The 20,516-nt window shown below is 64.0% G+C and carries 23 protein-coding genes and 1 pseudogene; 14 read left to right on the top strand and 10 right to left on the bottom strand.

Features of this window, described 5'->3' with window-relative positions:
* The 4 genes and pseudogenes from MKK88_RS03425 to MKK88_RS03410 form a co-directional block, all read left to right on the top strand.
* Nucleotides 1–677, top strand: a pseudogene (locus MKK88_RS03425) (hypothetical protein); the annotation flags it as partial.
* Nucleotides 678–691: 14 nt separating this feature from the next.
* On the top strand, nt 692–967 hold the full coding sequence (locus MKK88_RS03420) for a hypothetical protein (RefSeq protein WP_243997197.1): 276 nt from the start codon (nt 692–694) through the stop codon (nt 965–967).
* Nucleotides 968–2,410: 1,443 nt separating this feature from the next.
* Nucleotides 2,411–5,194, top strand: coding sequence for a hypothetical protein (locus MKK88_RS03415; protein WP_243997196.1), 2,784 nt, complete (start codon nt 2,411–2,413; stop codon nt 5,192–5,194).
* Nucleotides 5,195–5,467: 273 nt separating this feature from the next.
* On the top strand, nt 5,468–6,379 hold the full coding sequence (locus MKK88_RS03410) for a hypothetical protein (protein WP_243997195.1): 912 nt from the start codon (nt 5,468–5,470) through the stop codon (nt 6,377–6,379).
* 673 nt (nt 6,380–7,052) lie between these two features.
* On the opposite strand, the gene MKK88_RS03405 is transcribed toward MKK88_RS03410, so the two are convergent.
* The 3 genes from MKK88_RS03405 to parA are packed head-to-tail and all read right to left on the bottom strand — an operon-like array spanning nt 7,053 to nt 8,862.
* Nucleotides 7,053–7,817, bottom strand: coding sequence for a hypothetical protein (locus tag MKK88_RS03405; RefSeq protein WP_243997193.1), 765 nt, complete (start codon nt 7,815–7,817; stop codon nt 7,053–7,055).
* Nucleotides 7,818–7,834: 17 nt separating this feature from the next.
* The gene (locus MKK88_RS03400) at nt 7,835–8,119 is read right to left on the bottom strand and encodes a ribbon-helix-helix domain-containing protein (RefSeq protein WP_243997192.1); all 285 of its coding nucleotides are present in this window, start codon (nt 8,117–8,119) and stop codon (nt 7,835–7,837) included.
* Between the two features lie 47 nt (nt 8,120–8,166).
* The gene (gene parA / locus MKK88_RS03395; protein WP_279602057.1) at nt 8,167–8,862 is read right to left on the bottom strand and encodes a ParA family partition ATPase; all 696 of its coding nucleotides are present in this window, start codon (nt 8,860–8,862) and stop codon (nt 8,167–8,169) included.
* A gap of 184 nt (nt 8,863–9,046) precedes the next feature.
* On the opposite strand from parA, the gene MKK88_RS03390 reads away from it, so the two are divergent.
* Entirely contained in the window at nt 9,047–9,442 is a 396-nt protein-coding gene (locus MKK88_RS03390) for a hypothetical protein (RefSeq protein WP_243997191.1), read from the top strand.
* Nucleotides 9,443–9,451: 9 nt separating this feature from the next.
* On the opposite strand, the gene MKK88_RS03385 is transcribed toward MKK88_RS03390, so the two are convergent.
* On the bottom strand, nt 9,452–9,712 hold the full coding sequence (locus tag MKK88_RS03385; protein ID WP_243997190.1) for a hypothetical protein: 261 nt from the start codon (nt 9,710–9,712) through the stop codon (nt 9,452–9,454).
* An 85-nt stretch (nt 9,713–9,797) separates the two neighbouring features.
* Between MKK88_RS03385 and MKK88_RS03380 the strand changes: the two genes are divergently transcribed.
* The 3 genes from MKK88_RS03380 (at nt 9,798) to MKK88_RS03370 (ending at nt 12,286) form a co-directional block, all read left to right on the top strand.
* Complete coding sequence (locus MKK88_RS03380; protein ID WP_243997189.1) at nt 9,798–10,208, top strand: response regulator; 411 nt, start codon at nt 9,798–9,800, stop codon at nt 10,206–10,208.
* Between the two features lie 487 nt (nt 10,209–10,695).
* Complete coding sequence (locus MKK88_RS03375) at nt 10,696–11,388, top strand: recombinase family protein (RefSeq protein WP_243997188.1); 693 nt, start codon at nt 10,696–10,698, stop codon at nt 11,386–11,388.
* Between the two features lie 151 nt (nt 11,389–11,539).
* Nucleotides 11,540–12,286, top strand: a complete 747-nt coding sequence (locus tag MKK88_RS03370) for a hypothetical protein (RefSeq protein WP_243997186.1) — start codon at nt 11,540–11,542, stop codon at nt 12,284–12,286.
* Between the two features lie 325 nt (nt 12,287–12,611).
* Here the strand turns inward: MKK88_RS03370 and MKK88_RS03365 are convergent, their stop codons facing one another.
* The 6 genes from MKK88_RS03365 to MKK88_RS03340 form a co-directional block, all read right to left on the bottom strand.
* Nucleotides 12,612–13,304 carry a hypothetical protein gene (locus MKK88_RS03365; protein WP_243997184.1) on the bottom strand — a complete coding sequence of 231 codons (693 nt, stop codon included), beginning with the start codon at nt 13,302–13,304 and terminating at the stop codon, nt 12,612–12,614.
* Nucleotides 13,301–13,438: a hypothetical protein gene (locus MKK88_RS03360; protein ID WP_243997183.1), complete on the bottom strand. Its 138-nt coding sequence runs from the start codon at nt 13,436–13,438 to the stop codon at nt 13,301–13,303. The genes MKK88_RS03365 and MKK88_RS03360 overlap by 4 nt, the downstream gene beginning before the upstream one ends.
* A 534-nt stretch (nt 13,439–13,972) precedes the next feature.
* Complete coding sequence (locus tag MKK88_RS03355; protein WP_243997182.1) at nt 13,973–14,353, bottom strand: hypothetical protein; 381 nt, start codon at nt 14,351–14,353, stop codon at nt 13,973–13,975.
* Between the two features lie 355 nt (nt 14,354–14,708).
* Complete coding sequence (locus MKK88_RS03350; RefSeq protein ID WP_243997181.1) at nt 14,709–14,894, bottom strand: hypothetical protein; 186 nt, start codon at nt 14,892–14,894, stop codon at nt 14,709–14,711.
* A gap of 8 nt (nt 14,895–14,902) precedes the next feature.
* Entirely contained in the window at nt 14,903–15,541 is a 639-nt protein-coding gene (locus MKK88_RS03345) for a recombinase family protein (RefSeq protein ID WP_243997180.1), read from the bottom strand.
* A 12-nt stretch (nt 15,542–15,553) separates the two neighbouring features.
* Entirely contained in the window at nt 15,554–15,853 is a 300-nt protein-coding gene (locus tag MKK88_RS03340; protein WP_243997179.1) for a hypothetical protein, read from the bottom strand.
* Between the two features lie 181 nt (nt 15,854–16,034).
* Between MKK88_RS03340 and MKK88_RS03335 the strand changes: the two genes are divergently transcribed.
* From MKK88_RS03335 to MKK88_RS03310, 6 genes are all read left to right on the top strand, one after another.
* The gene (locus tag MKK88_RS03335; protein ID WP_313902292.1) at nt 16,035–16,202 is read left to right on the top strand and encodes a transcriptional regulator; all 168 of its coding nucleotides are present in this window, start codon (nt 16,035–16,037) and stop codon (nt 16,200–16,202) included.
* Nucleotides 16,203–16,595: 393 nt separating this feature from the next.
* Nucleotides 16,596–17,321: a hypothetical protein gene (locus MKK88_RS03330; RefSeq protein ID WP_243997176.1), complete on the top strand. Its 726-nt coding sequence runs from the start codon at nt 16,596–16,598 to the stop codon at nt 17,319–17,321.
* A gap of 2 nt (nt 17,322–17,323) precedes the next feature.
* Entirely contained in the window at nt 17,324–18,907 is a 1,584-nt protein-coding gene (locus MKK88_RS03325) for a hypothetical protein (RefSeq protein WP_243997175.1), read from the top strand.
* A 508-nt stretch (nt 18,908–19,415) separates the two neighbouring features.
* Nucleotides 19,416–19,628, top strand: coding sequence for a hypothetical protein (locus MKK88_RS03320; RefSeq protein ID WP_243997174.1), 213 nt, complete (start codon nt 19,416–19,418; stop codon nt 19,626–19,628).
* Between the two features lie 2 nt (nt 19,629–19,630).
* On the top strand, nt 19,631–20,107 hold the full coding sequence (locus tag MKK88_RS03315) for a hypothetical protein (RefSeq protein WP_243997173.1): 477 nt from the start codon (nt 19,631–19,633) through the stop codon (nt 20,105–20,107).
* Nucleotides 20,108–20,212: 105 nt separating this feature from the next.
* Nucleotides 20,213–20,516 (top strand): hypothetical protein (locus MKK88_RS03310; protein WP_243997172.1); only part of this gene is annotated, 304 nt, incomplete at its 3' end.

Below are 20,516 nucleotides of genomic sequence, written 5' to 3'. Positions count from 1 at the left end.
TGAAACCGGTTGCACTGGCGGCTCCGGCCCCGGCTGCCGGCTCGCTCAATGGCCTTACCGCAGTGGTGAAGGCCATGACGGACGGGATCGCGGCGTGCACTGCGGCTCTCAAGTCGCCTGTCACCAAGGCCGCCCCGGCTCCGAAGGCCGCGGCGATCCCCGCTCCCGCTCCTGTGACGCGCAACACCGCGCTCGCGACTGTCGAGAAGCGCGCACGGGTGGCCGAGATCGCTGGACAGGTCCAGAAGGCCCCGCAGCGCGCTACTCAGGTCCGGACCGTCTCCGGGAACGAGCCCCACGTCCCGATCGAGACCGAAGCGATGCGCCGCCGCTCGCGGGACGACAGCGTTGCTGCCCAGCGCGCGGCCGAGAAAGCGGCCACCGATCGCGTCATGGTCGCGAAGTCGGGAGCCGCCGTGCTGACGCTGCGGGCCCTCGATCCGAGCCTGTCCAACAACGCCCTGGTGGTGCTGACCCACATCATCGGTCGGTGGCAGGAAGCGGACAGGCGGCCCGTGCGGGTGCGGGCGTCCGACGCGAGCGACGCCACCGGCCTGACCACCGCGCAAGCCCAGGCCGCCCTTGATGAGCTGGAGACCAAAAAGGCGACCATCGCAGCCATCAATAGCGTCGGGACGCGGCTGATCCAGCCGGGCCTTGGCGTGGCCGGCGCGTAAGGGAGGCTGCCGCAATGGACGCCCACGCTTTCGATACCGCCATCCAGATGGTTCGCCGGGTCTGCCTGGACGGGGAACCCTTGCCTCCCATCGCGCATGCGTCGGGGCGGCCTACCGCCCGCCTCGCGGCTGAGCTGCTGGCCTTCCTTCGGGAGGTTGAGCAGACGGTGACGGTCGCGGCCCGTACCGAAGGCGGGCGGGTCATTCACCTGGGCGCCCGCGAAGGCGTGGAGGCGGTCTACGAACTGCCCCCAGGCTGCCGGCTGGTGCCGCGGGGACACCCCCTGTGATCCGGGCACCCCATAGCGGGGAGGCTGCGGCCAACGACTTCCACTTGTCCGCTGGCCTTCTGCGGGCCCACGTCTTGGACCGCGTGCCGATCGAGCGGCTGGCCCGGGACTATGGGTTCACGGCCGCACGGCTCCGCACGAGGCTCCTGAACCACCTGGAGGCGTGCCTTCTCGCCCTGGCGATCGAGTTGTTACCCGTAGAACCGGAGGCCGCTCCCGTGGTGCCCCCGGTCCCCGCTGATCCGCCTTCGGCCTCCACCATTCGCGTTCGCGAACGGGTCCCACGCTCCGCGTAGGGCCCACCACCCCCGATCTGACCTTGGCATTCTGGCGATAGTGCCCGGCAGCCTCCCGACCACCACACCGCCGCGACCTCAATAGGGCCGGTGAGGGAGCTGTCCTATGCCCTGGTTGTATGGCGTTTGGCGGGATCAATCCCCCTACAAGACCCGGCAGTTCGCTTTTGAGCACCAAAGGCCAGCTTGGGGCCTGCCCACCATCGTCATCCCCGACCGGGCGGCCTTCCGCATCGTCGGCAAGATTGTCCGGGGTATCGGCGAACACGGGTGCTGGAGCTACCGGGATCAGCTATCCGAGCCCGCGAAGATCTGGTTCACAGACGCGGCGGGTGATTTGCAGCGTGTTAAGGGTTCCAGGTTCGCGCTTCTACTGCGGGACGATAAGCCAATCCCACCCGGTAGAACAGCAAACCATTCGTGCCCGAACTCCTGGTGCATCAATCCCCGGCATCTCTACTGCGGAACCCAATCTCAGAACCAACTCGATGCCTATCTCGATGGGTCCCACCCGCGGCCTCCTAACCTGCAAATGCGAGCGGGCGACTATGAGCGTCACCGACGTGAGCGCGCCACTCGGCGCGGGCGGGAGATCCGTTGCCAGCGGTTCTTTTGCGAAGAGATCCGGGCAGAACTGGCCGTAACGGTCCACCATCCAGTCATGGCCGAAGCCGCTTAGGGCCGCGGCCAGTCATAGGCGTATCTGCGCTTTGGCGCGTAGCGCCTTTCCGGAGCTTTCGCGCACTTAATAGACGCGAAGGAGCCCGAGAAGGCCCGTCGTCAGCCCCGCCTGAACTGCCCGGCACGCTCGCACGTCCCGAATTTTTCATCGCGAAAGAGCGAAAGCCCCTCGCGCACATCATCCAACATCCGAGAAGGGGGCCCACCATGTCTAGGGGCGCGAACGTTACTGTCACGATCGGGGCCGCCTTCGCGGGTTCGTTCAAATCCGTCCTGCGGGAGGCGGACCGGGAGCTGAAGCAGTTCGGCAAGCGGGCCAGCAAGAGCATGCGGAGCGCCGATCGGGATGCCGGGCGCCTGGGCAAGAGTATCGCCGGCATCGAGCGGGCCGCGGTGGGTGCCCATCGTGCCATCGGCAGCACCGTGAAGGAGTTGGAGGGCATGAAGGCCGCGGCCACCCACACCCGTGCTCTTGCCCGCGACACCCAATCCGTCGCCCGGTGGCACCGCGACGCCACGAAAGCGGCCAGGGGCTACACGCGCGAAACGGTCCGCGGTGCCCGTGTCCAGGCCCGCGCCCAGGCCAAGGCCGCGCGTTCATTGCAACCGGTTTCACTGGCGCGGCCGGGATCTACCGCCGGCCTCCCCCCCTGTCGGCTCGCGTCGGACGCGCTCTGGCGTGCCTGCTGTAGCCCGTGGAGGCCAGCCGCTTGCCCCGCGCCCGGCCCGTGGCGGCCGTGGTGGTAGCGGCGCTGCCAGCCGTGCTGCCGGCGGTGGACATGGCGGCGGCCGTCGCAGTGGCGGCCATGGCGGGAGCCACGGCAATCATGACGCCCAGGGGATCGTCGGCGGGATCGGCGCGGCCGTGTCCGCTCACACCGTATGGGACATGCTCAAGAGCGCGGGCGAGCTGAACGACCTTCAAGTCCTCATGAAGCTGCAAGGCCGCAACTCCACGGAGATCGCGAAAGCGACACAGGCGGCCTACCGGATCGCCAAGGACAACCCGAACATCTCGACTGTCGAGGCCCTGAAATCGGTGATCGACGTGGCCGATGTCGGCGACCGTGATCTGAGCAAGGCTGCCCGGCTCGCCCCGTTCATCGTCCGCTCTGCCAAGGCGGTCGCGCTGATCAGCGATGACGAGACCAAGGGGAAGCTCGGCGACGGGCAGTCCCGTGCTCTGGGCCGCGTGATCGAGGATCTGGGCTATGGCACGCGGTCTGAGGGCGAGATCAAGGAGCTGGTGGACGGCATCACGCAAGGCGTGATCAGCACCCGCGGCATCTATAACCCGAAGGAGCTGCTTCAGACCGTCCAGAAGTCGGGCGGTATGGCGCGCGGCTGGAGCAAGGACTTCATCAGCCAAGTCCTGCCGTCCGTGACCATGGCTCTCGGCGGCTCCGGGTCGGGCGACGCGATGTATATGTATCAGCGCGCTCTCACCAAGGGGCAGACCGGGCTCGGCTCCGCCAAGGCTCTGGAGGGCCTGGGACTGATCAGCCGGAAGGATATGCAGTTCGACGGCAAGAAGTTCTTGGGCATCCGCCCGGATAGCCTGCCCGATCCCGAGCTGCTGCGGCAGAACCCCTACGAGCACTTCAAAAAGAACGTCGTGCCGGCAGTCCTGCGGAAGGCCGGCATCAACGATATCGGCGCGGCCCGTCAGAAGTTCGAGGCGCAGCACGCCAACGACACCGACCTTGCCGGCCTGGGCGACACGGATCGTAAGGCCCGGATGATGGACAAGTTCAAGACTTACCTGGACGATGTGATCCAGTCGCAAATCGACTACTTCGCCAAGGCCAAGAACCAAGCCAAGATGCTGGCCGACTTCATTGCCCAGCAGGAGCAGATCGACGCGGCGATTGCCCAACAGAAGAAGCAACCGAAGAACGCGCTGGACATCATGTTCGGCGAGAACTTCACCGCGCAGGTGGACAAGGTCAAGGAGAGCTTCCACAGCCTGATGACGGCCATGGGCGGGCCGGAGGTTGGCGTTGCCATCACCGCTATGGACACCATCGCCCGGGGCCTGGGCTCGCTTGCCAGTGCGGCCACCGCCGATCCCGGAGCGACACAGAAGGTCATGGCCGCGTTCGGCGCGATCACGGCCGGCCTCGCTGCATCGGGCGTCGCTGGCCTTGTCGGCACCGTTGCGCTGTCGGCTGGTCCGGTCGGCCTCGCGATCGGTGCCGTGGCCGCCGGCCTTGCCGCCTGGGCCGCCTTGGACTGGGATAGCTTCGCGGAGGCGGGCAATACCGCCCTGTCGGCGATCAAGGCCGTGGGCTCCGCCCTGTCCGCGATCAACTCCGCCCTTGGGCTCGATGAGGACGGCAACGGCACCAATGCGGTGGGCCGCATGGTCTCCCGCTACCTGGGCAACAATCGGGAGAGCCTGTCGCAAGAGGAGCGCAACCGGCTCGGCACAGAGCGCGACAAGGCCCAGGCGGCGTACGATGCCACCGAAGGCGCCAACGCGGGCTTCCGTGGGTCCAAGCGGGCATCCGCCAAGGCCGCTCTGGACGCTGCCCAGGCCGCCGTTGATGATCTGGACGCGCGCCGGGAGCGGTACGCCCGCCGGAACGCGACCCCTGGAGCGGCCACCGTCGCCACGAAGGGCGACCCGCAAACCGTCATCGGGACCGCGGAGCAGATGTCGGGGAAGGATGCGGCCACCAAAGCGGCGGAGGCTGCCGCGATCAAGGCCACTCAGGACGCCGCGGCGGCCCATGCCCTCCACGCGGACGAAGCGGCTACCAAGGCGATCGAGGCGTTCAAGCCCAAGGCCCCCGACGCCATGAAGCGGCACCCGCGGCCCGGGAAGTCGGACAGCTTCGGCGAGGGCCGCAAGCCGGTCTCCGCCGAGAACGTGGCCCCGATCCCGGGCTCTACCATCTCGGGACCGCGGCCCGGTTCGCAGGGGGCTCCAGTTGTGCCCGGTGCCGCCCTCGCCCAGGCCGGCAACGGTCCGTCGAAGGTGGAGGTGACGGCTCCCGTAAAGCTGGTCACCCCCGTGCTGGTCACCGCCCAGGGCGTACTCAACGTCCACGATGCCGAGCTTCAGGGGACGATGGCGGGGCTGATGGGGGTGCTCAGCGGCATCAAGGGCGACACCGCGAGTTTGCCGGGCATCGCCGCGGGTATCCAAGCCCTTCTCGCCAAGGACTTCGCGCCGAAGATCACCGTCAATGCGGGTGGTGGAGGCACGGCCGAGGCATCGCGGGAGCGGTCCAGCTTCAGCGACTAAGGGTCTGTTGAAGACTGTACCAGAACGGGAGACGCTTTCAGCCTCCAGGTAAGGAACAGATGGCAGTGGGCAATCGAAGTCCAAATCAGCGGTTGCCCACTGCATATCTCGGGGATTGAGGGCTCTCGAACTTGACATCACGTCAGATCAGCCGAACCGTAATGCGTTGTGCACGTTGACGTGCCGCATAGCTAGGGGTTCTGGTTGTCAGCCAAACTCAATGATCACGATCTTCGCCGTCAGGCGCTTGTCCTAGATGACCCGCGAGAGCAGATGGGACTAGCCTACCGCATCGAGCCAGGGGTGGGTTTGCTCGATGTCCTCAACATCTACCGCTTCCCTGGCTTCCCCGCCGAGAAGATTTACTGCGCCGCTTGCCAAGGGCATCATCACGCACGCGGCTTCACCGCCCTGACCACAAAGGGCGACCGGATCTTGTTAGGGAGTAAGTGCGGCGGTGATGCCTTCGGCGAGAGCTGGGCGTCCGCCGAGAAGCGGATGAAGGAGCGCGTTGATCGCCAGTACGAGCTTCACCGCCTCGATCGCTTCGCACCCATCTACAAGCCGATGCAGCGGGCGTTGAATGCGTGGGTCAGGCCCGTCGAGCATCTAACCTACCGCCTTATCGGCTTCCGTACCAATCTCGGGGAACTCGCTTCACGTGCCCAAGAGGCTGCAATCCGGCACAGCGGAAACCTCGTGATCAATAAGCGAGTGCGGAAGCGCCGGTCTGATGATCCTGAATGGGTGGAGGTGCCGTATGCCAAGCTGCATGGCGCGGCGTTGTTCTCCGGGTTCGATCGTCTGAACGTGGTCCTTGCAATCGAGGGGGCCATGAACTGCTTAACTGATGTGGCGCAGATGATCCCGGATACCGATCGGCTGAGCCTCCAGCTAATGAAGCGTAGGCGCCTCAGAATGGAGGCATCGTTCCGCCAGCTCGAAGAAGTGGTGGCGATCTACGAGGCGGGTCAGGAGTTCTTTACGGATGCTAGCTTCAAACTCTTATCGGAGTGGAGCTTCATTCGTGATCAGAAGGACTATCGATACACCTTCGAAGACGGGTTCCTGCGGCACGTTGATAGAGATGGGTACAACCGTGCGGGCATCCGCCAGATGGCGCCTTTGCGTGAACTCGATGATCAGATCATCGAACTGATCCAGGAATACCGTCGAGCTGACTAGAAAATTTGCGGCCGGGGCACCGCGGATGAACCTCTCAGTGCAACCGGTTTCACTGGCGGCATCCAGGCAAAGACCGCTGTCCACTGGGTCTAAGAATTTCAACCCCCGGATCGCCATCCAGGGTGGAAGGGGAGCGGTTGGGGCCGCGCGAGAGCAGAGCAGCTTCAGCGACTAGACGCCTACGCTTGAGACTACCATCTTCAGAACGTCGATCTGCTAACCCGATCGGGTGGATGCCCGGACGACTGTGCGGATGGACAATCATCGATCGGCCGGTGGACCTAGGCTCATCACCTAGGGGGGACCTCGCGTCCGAAAGGTGACTGCGGCCGGCAGAGCGGAGGAGTGCTAGAAGTAGCACCACCCAAAGCCCTCAACCGGAGATGACGCAGAGCTGCCGAAGGCGGAACGCGACCGCTGACGGTGGGGCGGTGATACCTGGGAGCTGGCGCCTAATCCGCTCGACAGGGGCCAACCCCTCAACCCCTTAGGGTCGAGGCGCGCCCGGCCCGGAGGGTAGGCCCATGAAGGCCACCGTTCGTGTCGTTGTAACCCTGAAGGTAGACGTTGCTGTGATCGTTTCGGCGGTCGCCTGGGCGATATACTTGCTGCGGTGAACGGACGGGGCGGCTTACGCCGCCCCGTTTCACCTCGCACACGGCTAATCAGGTCCTTACACCGGGGTCGGCCGATCAATTGCCCGCAGTTCCTCCCCGGGCTCCAACTTGTCGAAGATCATCGGCTCGCGCTGGTAGTCGAACCAGAAGATGCGACGCGTCGGAGGGATGTCATCCCCACTCGCGGTGACCATGAGCGGCCCGTAGCAGAGCGCAGACCGGCCAGCGAGCATGCCCGGCTGTATCTTCGGATACGGCCATCGCAGGATGGTCACCAGCTCGAAGCATCCGGGCTTCAGATCGCATACCTGGGTCCATGTCTTGTCTAGGAAAGCATCCGCCGGCCTGGAGCCCATATCCCCGGCGTGCTCCAAGGTGACGGACACGTTGCGGATTGTCCGCATCGTCGGGTTGTGGATGTCCACCCGGTACTCATGGACTACGCCCGGGTGCCGGGTGCCCTCCCGATCACGCGGAGCCTCCAGCGACCAGAAGCGACGCGCCGGGTTCGTAGGATCGAAGCGAATTTCCAGGACTGGCGATGCCCCCACGTCCTTGGCCCGTCGCCATCCTTGCCAGCCTGCCACGATCCAAGCGGCTTCAGCGAGGGCGATCAACAGCGAGGCAATGAACAGCCATCCAACGATCGAAACCGCCAGGTCGAGCGCACCGCAGTCCGATGGCGTGCCGGGGACATAGCGGCCCACGAACTCGCACAGGTGGGCGTTCGTCTCTTTCGGACCTGTCTGCCCAACGGTCCACACGGCACCTGTCGCGACGGTCCCGGTGATAGCCAGCAAGGGGCTGTAGAGCTTGCGCACGCGGCCGACCGGTCCGGCTACGCCTTTGCAATCGGCGCTTCCCCGTGCCGCTCGAACAGCAGGTTGAGTGCGTCCGCCATGAGCGCAGCCTGGGACCGGTCCTGTTTGATCGCCATGATGGCGAGCTGCTGACGCACGGCCGGATCAAAATAGGCGCTGATCACAACCTTCCCTTTCCGGCTAGGAGCAGTCCCTGCCATCGGGATGACGGCGGGAAGCTCGGTTTCAGCCGGGGCCGCTGCGGGGGCCTTGCCGCTGTTACCCTTGATGCTGGCGAGCCCGGCTTGGAAGCGGTTCGTCATGCTGTCCTGTGCTCCTGTGATGTGGGCGTGTTCGCCTGTAGCCCTGTTCACGTGCGGGATTGCCTACCTGCGGACGTGTGCGCATTCACAGTCGTGGACACGAGCACGTGTGGAGGTGTGGGAAAATGGAGTTGTTCGCATGCCCACATGTGCAGGCGTGTGATCTCGGCGGCAGCCTTGCCCGTAGGCTCGATCTCCTGGGCCGTCTGGCCGCCGATCAAGCACCGGCTGTAGGCCACCCGGTCCCCAAGGCGCACTGGACAGACCGGCAGGTTTAGACCGCTCTCGATCATCTCGGCCGCTTCATCGGCCACGGTGCCGTGGGCTTGGACACCGTTCAGGATCGCGAAGGCCGGGACCTTTACCAGCTTCAGCAACTCCACCGTCTTCCGCATCGCCCGTAGATCCATGATCGAGGGCTGGCACGGCACCAGCACCAGATCGGCGCACCGGGCAGCCTCCAGGGCTGTGCTCTCCGCGTGCGGAGCAGTGTCCAAGATCAAGATGCCCGTGCCGATGTCGGCGGCCTGCTCCACCACCTTGGCGAGCCGGGCCGGTTGGATGCTCTCCACGTGGGGCAGCTTATCCGCCCGTGCGTCGTGCCACTCTGCAGCGGACGCCTGGGGGTCCAGGTCCAGCACCAGCACGTCCGTCCCCTGGGCCTGGAACGCGGTGGCGAGGTGGAGGGCGCACGTTGTCTTCCCGACGCCGCCCTTCTGGTTGATGAGTGCGATCGTGCGCATGTCCGCTCTCCCGCATAGCCGCATGCGAACCTGCGGCCCCGTGCACGTGTGCACACGTCGTCAGGTGGGCGTGTAAGGGTTAACGGCGGGTTAAAGCACCAAGGCCGCTTTGGCCAACAACGTGTCGATCTGTTGACGATCGTGCTCCAGCCGGTTCGGGGTGCTCACGTCCAGGAGTTGCGCCATGTCCGAACACGAAGCTGACCTTCACGCCCGCATGTCGAAGCTGGAGGAAGCGTTCCTTCAACAGTCCGCGGGCGTGCTTGAACTCGCGACGAACACGAACACGCTAGCCGAGCAGCTTTTCGCTCTGTTCGCGGTGAACACCTCCCTGGTGGCGGTCCTGCGGGAGCAAGGCCCGCTCGACGTAGATCAGATACACGCGCGGGTGATGGTGGGCCTGAGCGCTGAACAGAGGGCCGGGGTGACCGGTCTCCACGTCAACGCCATACTCGGAAAGCTCGTGCCGGACGAACGCGCGGCACCCCCGAAGCCCACGGCCGACGAGCTGCGGGAGCGCGCCAAGGCCCGCTTCACCGTCTTCGAGGGCGGCGGTCAGGGTAGCAAGGGGTCCGAGTAGGGGCTTCTGTCAGAGCGCTTCGTAGGTCTCGCCTTGCATCGCCTGTCGGATGCCGCGGCAGTCGTCGCAGAGGCGGAGCGTCGCCACTACACCCGGGGCCGGACGCGGGTCCACCAGCTTGTAGTCCGTCGCCGGATCGTCCCCGCAGACACTGCACCCGTCATCGCGGCCGGCGGAGGCTATCGCCTGACGCGTCATGGCGGCTTGCTGCGGGTTCTGGCGGTCCAGCGCCTTGAACCACTCGGGTGTGTGCGGCTTCAGGTCGGTCATCCCCTACAACGCGCGGCGGGGCGTTTGGACCATGTACGTCCGGTACGCAGCGGGGACCTTTCGCGTGGATCGAGGCTTACAGAGAATGACCCATCCCGATGCCGCATCAGCACCTTACGCCCTTATCGTGGATGACGACGGGCTGATCCGTATGGATGCGCTAGACATCCTGGAGGATGCCGGGTTCAGGACGTTCGAGGCCAGCGACGGCGACGCGGCCATGGTGTTGCTGGCAGAGCATCACGCCTCGATCGTCCTGCTGTTCACCGACGTGCAGATGCCCGGCTCCCGCAACGGTTTCGCCGTCGCTCGCGAGACCGCCCGATGTTGGCCGCACATCGCCATCGTGGTGGCATCTGGACACGTACAGCCGGGACCAGACGACATGCCCGAAGGCGCACGCTTCATTGGCAAGCCCTTCACGTCCGGTATGATCCACGACCACGTCAAAGAAATCCTGCCGGATGGTCAGAAGCCGGAGCCGCTGCGGGACTAGGTGGCGGTGGTCCTCAAGCCGGCAAGGCGGCGATCCGCACCAAGAGCCGCTGGACCTCCTTCGCATGCCAAGGGCCGCCCCTGGCCGTGGGCACCCCGCGTTCCGTGAGGGCTGCCGCGACCCGCCGAACCGAGGTGATGCCGTCTGTCCGTAGCTCCGCCAGGACAGGCACCAGCTCGGCCGCTCGCGCGTCCGCCACTGCCTTCCTCTTTGCAGCCGCCTCTCCGGGAGCACCCCGCGGTAGGCGTGGCGGCTTCCATCCGGGCGGGACTGGCTTCCCGGTCAGGGGCAGCTTCAGCAACGCCTTCAGCCCCTTGGCGGGGACGCTCGACAGTTCGGACATGATCCGTCCTTCAGTGAAACCAGAGGTGCTTTTGGAATTGTCTACACCATTGAGATGGGCTAGGACAGGAGGCGTTACGTCTAATGCAACGTTCGATGCACTTCATGTAGCGATATCGGCAGCACCTTCGGGAGCAGCGGACAAATGGCCTCCAGCACCTTCGTGGCGTACTTCCGGGTCAGCACCTCGCGGCAGGGCGTGTCCGGCCTGGGCCTGGACGCACAGCGGGAGACGGTCCGTACCTTCCTCAACGGCGGGGACTGGACCCTCGCGGCCGAGTTTGTGGAAGTGGAGAGCGGCCGGACCGATGCCCGCCCCGAACTCGCCAAGGCCCTGGCTCGCTGCCGCATCATGGGCGCCACCTTGATCGTGGCGAATGTGTCCCGACTGACCCGGTCCGTGGCCTTCCTGTCCAGGCTTCTCGAGAGCGGGGTAGAGGTCCGGTTTTGCGACATGCCCCAGATCGAGGGCGCCACCGGCCGGTTCTTGCTGACCCAGATGGTTTCGGTGGCCGAGCTAGAGGCCGGCATGATCGGGGAGCGCACCCGCAAAGCCCTCGCTGCCGCCAAGGCTCGCGGGACAGTGCTAGGTGGCCGGCGCAAGAACTCTGCCGCGATCCATCAGACCGGTGCACCCGCTAGCCAGGCCGTCCGTGTCGCTAAGGCGGACAAGCGCGCGGCGGATCTCGCCCCAATCCTCGCCGACGTGAAGGCCGCAGGTGCCACGTCGCTCCGGGAGATCGCAGCAGCCCTTAACGAGCGCCGCATCCCGACTGCCCGTGGCGGCCAGTGGTCCGCGGTCCAGGTGAAACGGGCAGTGTCGCGCGGGTTTACATAGTCGCCGACCACCAGGTGCAATTGGTTGCAATGTCGCAATAAAGGGACAGCGATGCTGGCGCCAAGTTCCCAGCCAAGCTATCGTGCTGCGAAGAGCTATTTGTTTCTGAGGCTGCAACCAAACAACCCGTGTCAATTCTGGGCGACAATAGATGTGGAATGCTATTAGTGAAGTAAGCGGTGGTTTTGCGCTTGCAGCTTTCTTGGCAGCGGTAGTATTATCGCTGTATCAAGCCTATTTAAATAATCAAACCAAGTCTCTAGAGGCGCTTCCTTTAGATAAAAGATCTGATTTTATCAATGCGAAGTCTATCGGACTTAACATCGACACCAGCGGACTTAGTGCTGATCAGAAATATAATCTTGCTCTTACTGTACTGAAAAACAGAGCAGATATAGTAAAGAATATTTTTAACGCTGTAATATTTTTCGGCTTAATCTCGGGCTCATTGGCTGCAATATCAATTTATTCAAATAATACGAACAAAGTTCAAATCGCCTCAGATAATTCGCGTGTTTGGTTGAAGATAAAGGGCATGACCCCTTTGACAGGTACAACTGCAAAAAGTAACGGCCAGATAACTATCAATGTCAATGGCGCCAACTATAGGTATCCAAGCCAAGCAGGTGTGCAGTGGTTGGAATTAGGAATTAATATGGTCCAAGAAATATATGAACTACCAAACAGTGACGATTACCGTTTGAGTTTTTCAGCTTTAATCAGTGACCCATCTTCTAAATCCCAGCCACAGCAATTAGCTAGCCAAGGAGCTGATGTTGTTTCTTCAAAATCAATTCCTGTTCAAAAATCCTACGCTATGTATCCCATCAATAGTAGCAGTCACGCTTCATCAGCAGTTTCGGTTATAATATATGAATTAACGAGAAATCCGAATTGATTTTTTATTCTAAATATCGGTGTTCTTGTGGTTCGTAGCGGGCGTTTGGCGAGATTTCGTTTCTACCGATGTTGTACGTCAATGATGTTTGTGGGTGCGGCGTGGATCCGGCCGCTGAACCCGCTTCGAGGGTGGTAGATGGTATGGTGGGCGTGATCGGCAGCGTGCAGAGGTGGCAGCCTAAACGGTTACGCGCCCGTGATACGACCGCGCCCAGACCGGCCTTGCCAGCCTTGAAGTGGCGCACCGTCAATTAAGCGCGAACCTCGATCCTCAGCGAAATTGGTTGCACTCGATCCCGTCCCGCCCTTGCGCGGCCGACCACTCAGCCTTCCGTACCGGGCATTGCTGTGGCATCGCCCCTGCCTGTCGATCCAGCATGTCTGCGTGGGTAAAGCCCATAGAGGCGATATATGAAATAGGCGGCAGCGCCATCGGGTTTGGTTGGATCGACATGCATCAGGCTCGACGCAATCAAATGACTTTTGGCAAGTCGGATTTGCGCGCGGTCAATGCCCGTCAATTCAGAGATTTTGTCGAAGCCAATACTAGTCGAGTTGGTATCACGATCTCGGTAAGCCGCGATTAGAAGATAGATTTTGAGCGCCGCCAATTCATTAGGGCTTCTGAGAGTGAAGCCTTTGAACATTGCAATGCATCCATCTTTGTCATAGAGGTGCTTAGCAGGTAGTGCGGCCCACCCCCTATCGCGCCTGTAGTTGCATATTTTAAACGTGCTTCTGCTGGCGCCTTCTACGTCGATCAGCATATGTCTCTTTAGTGTGGTAATACCTTTTGCAATCTTAGCGCGGCTTTTATCTGTGATGGCTTCAAACTGGTCGTAGGTGATACGCGCAACACCAGTGTCGATATCGGCCTGGTGAGCGATGACGATGAGAAGCATCAGCGCCATGGTGTTGCCCGACCCGGCACCATTTCTCTCCCACCGGAAATTGCACAATCCTCCCCGCTGTATCCAGGCGGAGGGAAGCATCACCCAAGGGCGCAGCGGCTTCATGGCCTAGGCCCAAAGCCCGCCATCACATGAACGACGTAGGCGGCTAGCGCCAAGCTGGCCAGCGCTACCAGCACCACCAGCTTCTCGGTCGGCAGCCCGCGCAGCGCTTCTAAAATCACGGTCAAAAAATGCATCTGCTCCTCCATTCGAGTGAGAAGCGATTTTGTACATCTATTACCATCTTTCTAGAGAGAATTAGGTTGAATTATCCAGAATTCGTATATGTTTCAGCTACTTATCTGGTTTTCAAAATCCCTAAATCGGTTCACAAAGCGGGGATCCCATACAGGGTCTGATGAGCCATGCTGTACTTAGCCCCCGATGGCACTCGCTCCATGCGAGAAGACGAACCTAACTGTCTGGCCGCGGGGCCCAGTGAAACCGGTTGCACTTAGAAGCGAGCTGGTGCCGCCTCCGAAGATCGAGCGGGCAAGGTAGTGGCTACGGCCGCGCGCACCCGTTCTTGTCGCAGATGTAGATCCCCGTCTCCCCCTGCATCGTGCACGGGACCTTTGGGAGGTTGCGGAAGGCAACGTCGCGGTCATTCATCCACTGCGCGACGAAGCGCGGGGAGCAGGCGGGCGGGCGCTTCGCAGGCTGAGCAACAGCCGGTGTAGCCACCGCTGCCATGGCAAGCACTAGCAGCACCTTCGACATCGGGTAGAACCTCATGCTGATGAGTATCCGGCCCTTGCCCTCGCCAAGCCGGCTTCAATGTCCCGGTAGAACGGCTCCGACGCCGCGCTAGGCCCCGTATTACAGCACGCCAGCTCAACGAGGATTTCCAGGGTGGCCTTGCTCCAGACTTCGGCATCGCCGGTCGGCATTGCGTGGTGACGCTCAAGGTACTCCAGGGCGCGCGTCACGATATTCGGATCGTACTGTTGGCCCGTAAGGTACTCCGCATGCTCACGGGCTGTCCGGGCAAGCGCGGACGCCAGCTCCTTAATCGGTTCGACCGAAACCGGCCCCCTTTGCCACAGCAACGCCCGCGCTACCGCGAAGCATGAGCCGTCGAGCGCTTCGCTATCGAGGGTCGGTAGGCTCATGCGTAAACGATCCGCCTACGCCGCGCGGCGCGCCCAGAACGCTACGCCCCACCCGAAGGCCACGGCCATTAGCGGGGCGATGATGAACGCGACGACCTGGACATCGGTCATGGCTGGAGCCCCCGGAGTACAGCGCGAGCGGCAAGGTGTAGAGCGCCGCTCGCAAGGAGGAAGATCGCTATCCCGAGAACGAGTGTCAACGCGGACAGGTTGCCGGCGGCGCCCAGGCCGAACACCGCTGCCACCAGCGGCGCGACCGCACCGGCCGTGAATAGACCCCCGGCTGCGGTGTTGAGGTAGGTGGCCGTGAGCTTCGTTCGCTCATTGCGGACCTGGGTCGGGACAGGGGGCACGGTCACCGCGAACGGATCACGGCGACGCGCCGCCCGTAGACGGAACGGCCGAAGGCAGTGTCTTTGATGACCGCCACCCGCCAGCCATTGGCGGCATAGACCTTCTCAGCCTTGGGGGAGGCGAGCGCGCCGGCGGGCTGCCCGATCGCGACGGCCGCGGCGAGGGCGAGAAGGGCGAGGCGGTTCATGCCCTACCTCATAGCCGGATCGCCCGGCGGCGCGGAGCGGCTTCTTGCGGCTCCAGCTCGGCCGGCGCCTCCGCCTCGATCATTTGCGGGGCTGCCGGCGCCTCGATCGGCTCGCTCAGGTCCGCCACCGCGCCCGTCACCACCACCTCATAGGGTTCATCCACCCGGGCCAGCTCCAGCGGCACCGCGTCGCCGCGCTGAAGGCGGGGGTTGCTCTCTGTCATCCAGTCCCCTGCCAAGCGCCGGAGGAGGGTGCCGACCTTGCCGGCTGTCCAGGCGCCCCCATCGGCACAGGGGAGCGAGCGCCGGGTTAGGGCAATGGCGAGCTGTGGGCGGGTCCGGACGCCCAGGTCCCACAGTTCCTCGACGTGGTCGCGGAGGGCTTCAGCTTCGCGCTGGGCTACTGCTTCGCGCTTGATGCCTAGGCGGTTCAAGAGCCGCCCGACGCTGGCCGCATCCCACGGGCGGCCGGTGGGCGAAGGGGCAGCCATCTCGTTCAAGGCGCGGGCGATGTCGGCATGCCGGCGGGTGCCGCCTTCCATCAACCTGCGGACCGTCAGCCGGTGCGCCAGAGCTGCCCGCTGGGCGTATTCGCGGCTTGCGCGGGCACCGCTGTGCTGCGGAACGGGGGTGGCGGTGCCGGTCATCGCGGTTCCCTCTTAGTGAGCGGCAGCGGTGCGGGCCATCTTGGCGGCCTGCCATGCGGCCTTGAGAGCGGTGGACAGGGCCTCGCGGCGGGAGACGCCCAACCGCTCCTGGAGACCCGTGGCGGCGACGGCAGCGGCGGTCATGATCGCGGCGCAGTCGAAGGCGCCGGAGGAGGTGACGAGGGGCCGGCGGCGGGACTTCGCCACCATCTGAACCTGTGCCCGGGCACCAAGGAGACCGGCCGGGACCTTGCCGCGGGCATCGTGGCCGGCGCGGCAGATCTGGTTCCAGGAGACGGTGCGGTGTGCCATGGGGCTTGGCCTTCCTGAGGGCATCTGTTACACACAGGGTGTAACGCCGCAGGCCCCTTGTGTCAACACTCGGGAGGTGTTTTATTACCTCAGAGGTGTAATCATGCTTACGTCTGAGCAGCTACGCGCCGCACGCGCCATGCTCCGCTGGGATCAAGCTACTGTAGCCGGTCGGGCCAAGGTGTCGTCAGAGACCGTGAAGCGGCTGGAGAAGATGGACGGCCCGCTGCTGGCAACGACGGCAGCCACCATCCACGCGCTGGAGGAGGCGTTTCGCGAGGCTGGAGTGGAGTTCCTAACCGGCAGCGACCCTGGGGTGCGGCTCCGGCGAGCTATCGCGGCCCAGTGAAACCGGTTGCACGCGGCCGGCTAAGCTACTGCGGGCGTGGGGGAACTAGGCCACGGCTGCGGAGCGATCGAGGCGTAGCCAATTACTAATGTTTCGTCAGACACTTAGGCCGTGGGCGCTCGCACAATAGGGCTTGCAGCGACGGCCTGAAGCGGCGAAGATGGTCAACGAGTGCCATGCGTCGGCACTGATGAGGTAGTCCAGAAATGAAACGACCCGCCTGGGAGGGCGGGCCGCACATCCGGCCGGAGCCGGGGAACTTCATCTCTTGGCGGTGATGATCTTCCCCGAAAATCCGCATCGACGCAAGGGCAAAACCGCGGTTTTCCCTCGACGGCGAAGCTCTGCCTGACGTGTCGGCCGCCTCCACGGGTCACAACCCGGAGAGAAGTCGTGCCTGCCGTCCACCAAGCTACCCTGCCGCTCCCGCGGCTGGTCACGCCGCGCGTGCGTTCCTGCCGCCGGCCGTTCGTCCCGTCCCCGCCTGTCGGCCCGTACCGGCTGCCCGCGGCCGTCCTGGAACGGCTCGCGCCCGCCCTGGAGCCGTTCCGCAACCGCGATGCGGCCTTGGCGCTCGCCGTGTTCCTGGGCTGCCATCAGAGCTTCCCGGCTCGGCTCGGCCTGCCGTTCCCGATCGACCGGCGCGCCCTGGTAGCCCGCTCCACGCTGGACCTGACAGAGGCCCAGGTCCGCGGTGCGATCCGGACCCTGGAGGCGGTCGGGTTCCTCGATCGTGCCGAAGGCCGGCGGCTCTTCCAGGCCACGGTGGACGGGCTCCACCGCAAGCCGATCCTGTTCCAGTTCGGACCGGACGCCCTGCGGGGGTTCGAGGCCGCGAATAGACGGGCCCTAGCGTGCGCAGAGCAGGCCCGTGGCGGGCGTCGGCCGCTTCAGGCTGCCAAGGCCCAAGCTATGCCCTCGCGGCGGTCCCATGATCCTGTCACGGCCGCGCTTACCTCGCCCAAAGAGATCCCCCCAACCGTCAAGGTTCTGTCTATGGGCGAGCAAGAAAGAAGCTCCCCGAGGGGGAGGGTCGCATCACCGATCGAACCCAGCTCGGCTCTTGAAAACGCACTTGCCCGGCTCGCCGCGGGCGTCATCGGCACCGGGAGGGCCTAACCATGAACGCGCACGTTGACCCCACCCAGTTCGCCGTGCCGCTCGATCGCCGCCAGAAGCGGAAGGCCGATGCCGTGACTGCGACCACTACGATTTCTGACACCGAGAGGCGGAAGCTCTTCAGTCGGTTCTTTGAGCTGCTGGACCGCCGGGCAGCGACGCTGATCCCGAGCACATATGACTGCGATGTCTACCTGTTCATCGCGGACCGGAGCCTGCCGTTCGGCAAGCTGTCCAAGGACATCCCCGATCGGTGGTTCCTGAACGGGGTCACGGGCAAGGGCAACTCGCGCGGCCACCGCGCCGGTCTGAACATGAAGCGGGCCCAGCTCTACAAGTCCCGCAAAGCCCTCAAGGACCGGGGGCTTATCCGTGATCAGAAGGTCGGCCGCTGCAAGCGGTACGCGGTCGCCCTGGAGCCGGTGTGGGCCCTGCTCTCCACGGATGAGCGCGAGTATTTCGCTCCGCTCCTGACCCTTGTTGATGTCGAGTGGCAGGCTGATGAGCAGGTCGAAAAGGTCCACAGCGTGGACGTTCAACAGATCCACAGCGTAGACCCCCATCTAGAGAAGCACTACCCTTTCAGGATAGAGGGAGAAGAAAGCAGCGCTCGCGAACTCGCGCCAGACGCGGGACCTGGATCTTGTTCTTTTTCAGAGCAGGAAGAGGGGGCTCACGCCCCTGTTGAACCCCCTGTTACTGCCGAACCTGCTGTTGCTGTCCAATCTGCTTCGCCTACGCCTGCTCCGCCTGCCAAGAAGGTTGCGAAGCGTGGCCGTGTTGCCCGCGAGCATTGGGGCTCGACCTTGTCGGACCGGTTCGATGCGGCCCGCCGCGATGCGTGGCCGGAAGCGGAGCTGTCCGCGGAGCCCTCGATCAAGCTCCAGGCGCAGTGGGAGCACGTGGCGACGCACTGGCGCCGGACCGACATCGGTCCGGGCGATTGGATCGAGTGGTGCGTGAAGAACTGGCGGACGACCTACCTGACGGTCTTCCAGCACGTCGAACATACGCAGGAGAAAGAGGCTGCCTGGAGGGCGAAAGCTCCGGCGGTTCGGAAGCCGCAATGGCGGACGGACGTGGACTTCCCCGAGTACCCAGACTTCGGGTTCCTGTACGCGTATCGGAAGGCGTTCCTGGATGAGTACGACCGCCGCGACAGCCAGATGGCCCGCACCGACCTGCTCCCAGGAGCTAGGTTGTTCCGTCAGCTTCGGCGCAAAGGCTGGACCGAGGAGGCCGCCCAGCAGGCAGTAGATGAGTGGCTGGCGGAGCGGAAGTTCGTGGAGGATCTGGAGGCCCGCGAGCGCGAGCACAATGCCCGGGTCCGCCGGTTTGAGGCTGAGAAGCAGACCCCGGAGTACCGGTTGGCGGCTGCCCGCATCCGTTCCGGCAAGGATCCGGAGGCCATTCCAGTGAAACCGGTTGCACTGGCCAAGCCTCCGGTGAAGATCAAGGTCACCTACGAGATCGAGGATATGCCGCCGCTGCCGGCGTTCCCCGTCTGGCGCGATGACCTGGACGAGGGGCCAGAGCTGTCCGCGGGTCCCAGTATCGGGCAACCGCCTTTGTGCCATCCGGTCTAGGCCGGAGGCCACGTGTAGACGTGGGTCTATGAGGAAGGTCGGGGGCGGCTATCTTGTGCCTCCGGCCGCGCCACAACCCGCGCGGTGCGGACCTGTCCCGCCGAAGTGGGCCCAGGATGCGCAGGGCGAGCCGCTGGCGGCGTCCGCGCACTGAAGGCGACGGGGCTCCTGCGGGGCTCTGCTGAAGAAGGATGAGTTGCGCCCGCGGCGGCGATGCGATGCCGGCCGGCGAGGGAGTGGGGCGGCGCACCGCATGCCCTCGGCTGCCGCCCCTGGCCCCCCGGGTCGCGAACGCGGTTCAGCAATCAGGCTGTCGGGCTCGCAACGTGCATGCGTTCTACCCGGTCGCGGTCCAAGATGTCCAGTCCAGAGCGAGCACTGATCCAGTGAAACCGGTTGCACTCACGATTGATCTGGAAATTCAACAGTTGTTCTGAAAATTGATGTTGACGATGTTCTGACCACCTCGTACCACGTGGTGTAGGTTCAGAACGTGGAGTACAGGGCGATGACACTGAAACTGTCCTTCGCAGCCGACGAGAAGTTTGTCGAAGAGCTTGATCAGGCGGTCACGCAATATCGGCGCGCGAACCCGCACCGCAATTGCAGTCGCTCTATGTTCATGCGCGACGCTGTCGAGCGTGCGATGACCTCGGCCGGAGCCGGATCATCTTCCGCGCCGCGAGTTCGCACCCGTGAGCGGTCCGGCGCCGCGGCCTGACCATGACCACGATCACGTTCAAGCTCTCCGACGACGATTGTGCTGGCCTGGATCAGATCCTCGCCCGCATGCGGATTGAGGAGGGCTCCGCGCCCAACCGATCGGACTACCTGCGGGACCTGTTCGATGAGCGCCTGAAGCTCCTGCTCAGCGTCGAACTCAATTGGGACGAGCGCGAGGCTAGCAATCGGCGTTACGCCGAAATTGAAGATGAGGAAGAGCGGCTGGTCAGCGAGCCTTCCGACAAGTCGCCGGTTCCTGCACTCTTGCCGGCCAGTCTTCTCGCGCGTGTCGATGTACTTCGCAACCTGCAATGGGCATCCTACCCGGAGCAGTCCAGACCGTCACGTGACGAGTTCCTGGCCGAGTTCATCAAGGACACCCTGGTGCCACATGTAGCCTGTGCCCGGTACAACGCCGTATTGGACGCCGAGGATGCCGAGCAATCCGCGGCCGACAGCGGCCAGACCTACCACTGAACGACTTCCCGCCGCCTTGCCGTCCCCTCCGGCGCCCGCGGCGATCCGAACGACCACCGGTCCCCGCGGGGACCATCAGAGAACGTCAACGAGGGGGCTACAGCTATGAACTTGTCAGCGATCCGGCCGCGCAAAAGCGGCATCGAAGCCCAGGCCGCCACGGAGACCGCCCAGCGGAACCGCGGGGCATCGAACGGCAACCTCCTGTTCCGGGACACCCGGCCGGTGATCGAGGCCGTCGTCAAGGGCCTCCAGGAGGCGATCCCAGTGAAACCGGTTGCACTGGCGGCTCCGGCCCCGGCTGCCGGCTCGCTCAATGGCCTTACCGCAGTGGTGAAGGCCATGACGGACGGGATCGCGGCGTGCACTGCGGCTCTCAAGTCGCCTGTCACCAAGGCCGCCCCGGCTC

Source organism: Methylobacterium sp. E-005 (assembly GCF_022829725.1).
Classification (GTDB): domain Bacteria; phylum Pseudomonadota; class Alphaproteobacteria; order Rhizobiales; family Beijerinckiaceae; genus Methylobacterium.
This window is presented reverse-complemented; position numbering and strand designations above follow the sequence as displayed.

Coding starts and splice junctions, on each gene's coding strand:
- MKK88_RS03345 (WP_243997180.1), bottom strand. CDS start 15,541: ATGACCGGCACCGCCACCCCCGTTCCGCAGCACAGCGGTGCCCGCGCA.
- MKK88_RS03320 (WP_243997174.1), top strand. CDS start 19,416: ATGACACTGAAACTGTCCTTCGCAGCCGACGAGAAGTTTGTCGAAGAG.
- MKK88_RS03410 (WP_243997195.1), top strand. CDS start 5,468: ATGGGACTAGCCTACCGCATCGAGCCAGGGGTGGGTTTGCTCGATGTC.
- MKK88_RS03385 (WP_243997190.1), bottom strand. CDS start 9,712: ATGACCGACCTGAAGCCGCACACACCCGAGTGGTTCAAGGCGCTGGAC.
- MKK88_RS03400 (WP_243997192.1), bottom strand. CDS start 8,119: ATGACGAACCGCTTCCAAGCCGGGCTCGCCAGCATCAAGGGTAACAGC.
- MKK88_RS03365 (WP_243997184.1), bottom strand. CDS start 13,304: ATGAAGCCGCTGCGCCCTTGGGTGATGCTTCCCTCCGCCTGGATACAG.
- MKK88_RS03355 (WP_243997182.1), bottom strand. CDS start 14,353: ATGAGCCTACCGACCCTCGATAGCGAAGCGCTCGACGGCTCATGCTTC.
- MKK88_RS03340 (WP_243997179.1), bottom strand. CDS start 15,853: ATGGCACACCGCACCGTCTCCTGGAACCAGATCTGCCGCGCCGGCCAC.
- MKK88_RS03390 (WP_243997191.1), top strand. CDS start 9,047: ATGTCCGAACACGAAGCTGACCTTCACGCCCGCATGTCGAAGCTGGAG.
- MKK88_RS03420 (WP_243997197.1), top strand. CDS start 692: ATGGACGCCCACGCTTTCGATACCGCCATCCAGATGGTTCGCCGGGTC.
- MKK88_RS03350 (WP_243997181.1), bottom strand. CDS start 14,894: ATGAACCGCCTCGCCCTTCTCGCCCTCGCCGCGGCCGTCGCGATCGGG.
- MKK88_RS03375 (WP_243997188.1), top strand. CDS start 10,696: ATGGCCTCCAGCACCTTCGTGGCGTACTTCCGGGTCAGCACCTCGCGG.
- MKK88_RS03360 (WP_243997183.1), bottom strand. CDS start 13,438: ATGCATTTTTTGACCGTGATTTTAGAAGCGCTGCGCGGGCTGCCGACC.
- MKK88_RS03380 (WP_243997189.1), top strand. CDS start 9,798: ATGACCCATCCCGATGCCGCATCAGCACCTTACGCCCTTATCGTGGAT.
- MKK88_RS03325 (WP_243997175.1), top strand. CDS start 17,324: ATGAACGCGCACGTTGACCCCACCCAGTTCGCCGTGCCGCTCGATCGC.
- MKK88_RS03315 (WP_243997173.1), top strand. CDS start 19,631: ATGACCACGATCACGTTCAAGCTCTCCGACGACGATTGTGCTGGCCTG.
- parA (WP_279602057.1), bottom strand. CDS start 8,862: ATGCGCACGATCGCACTCATCAACCAGAAGGGCGGCGTCGGGAAGACA.
- MKK88_RS03370 (WP_243997186.1), top strand. CDS start 11,540: ATGTGGAATGCTATTAGTGAAGTAAGCGGTGGTTTTGCGCTTGCAGCT.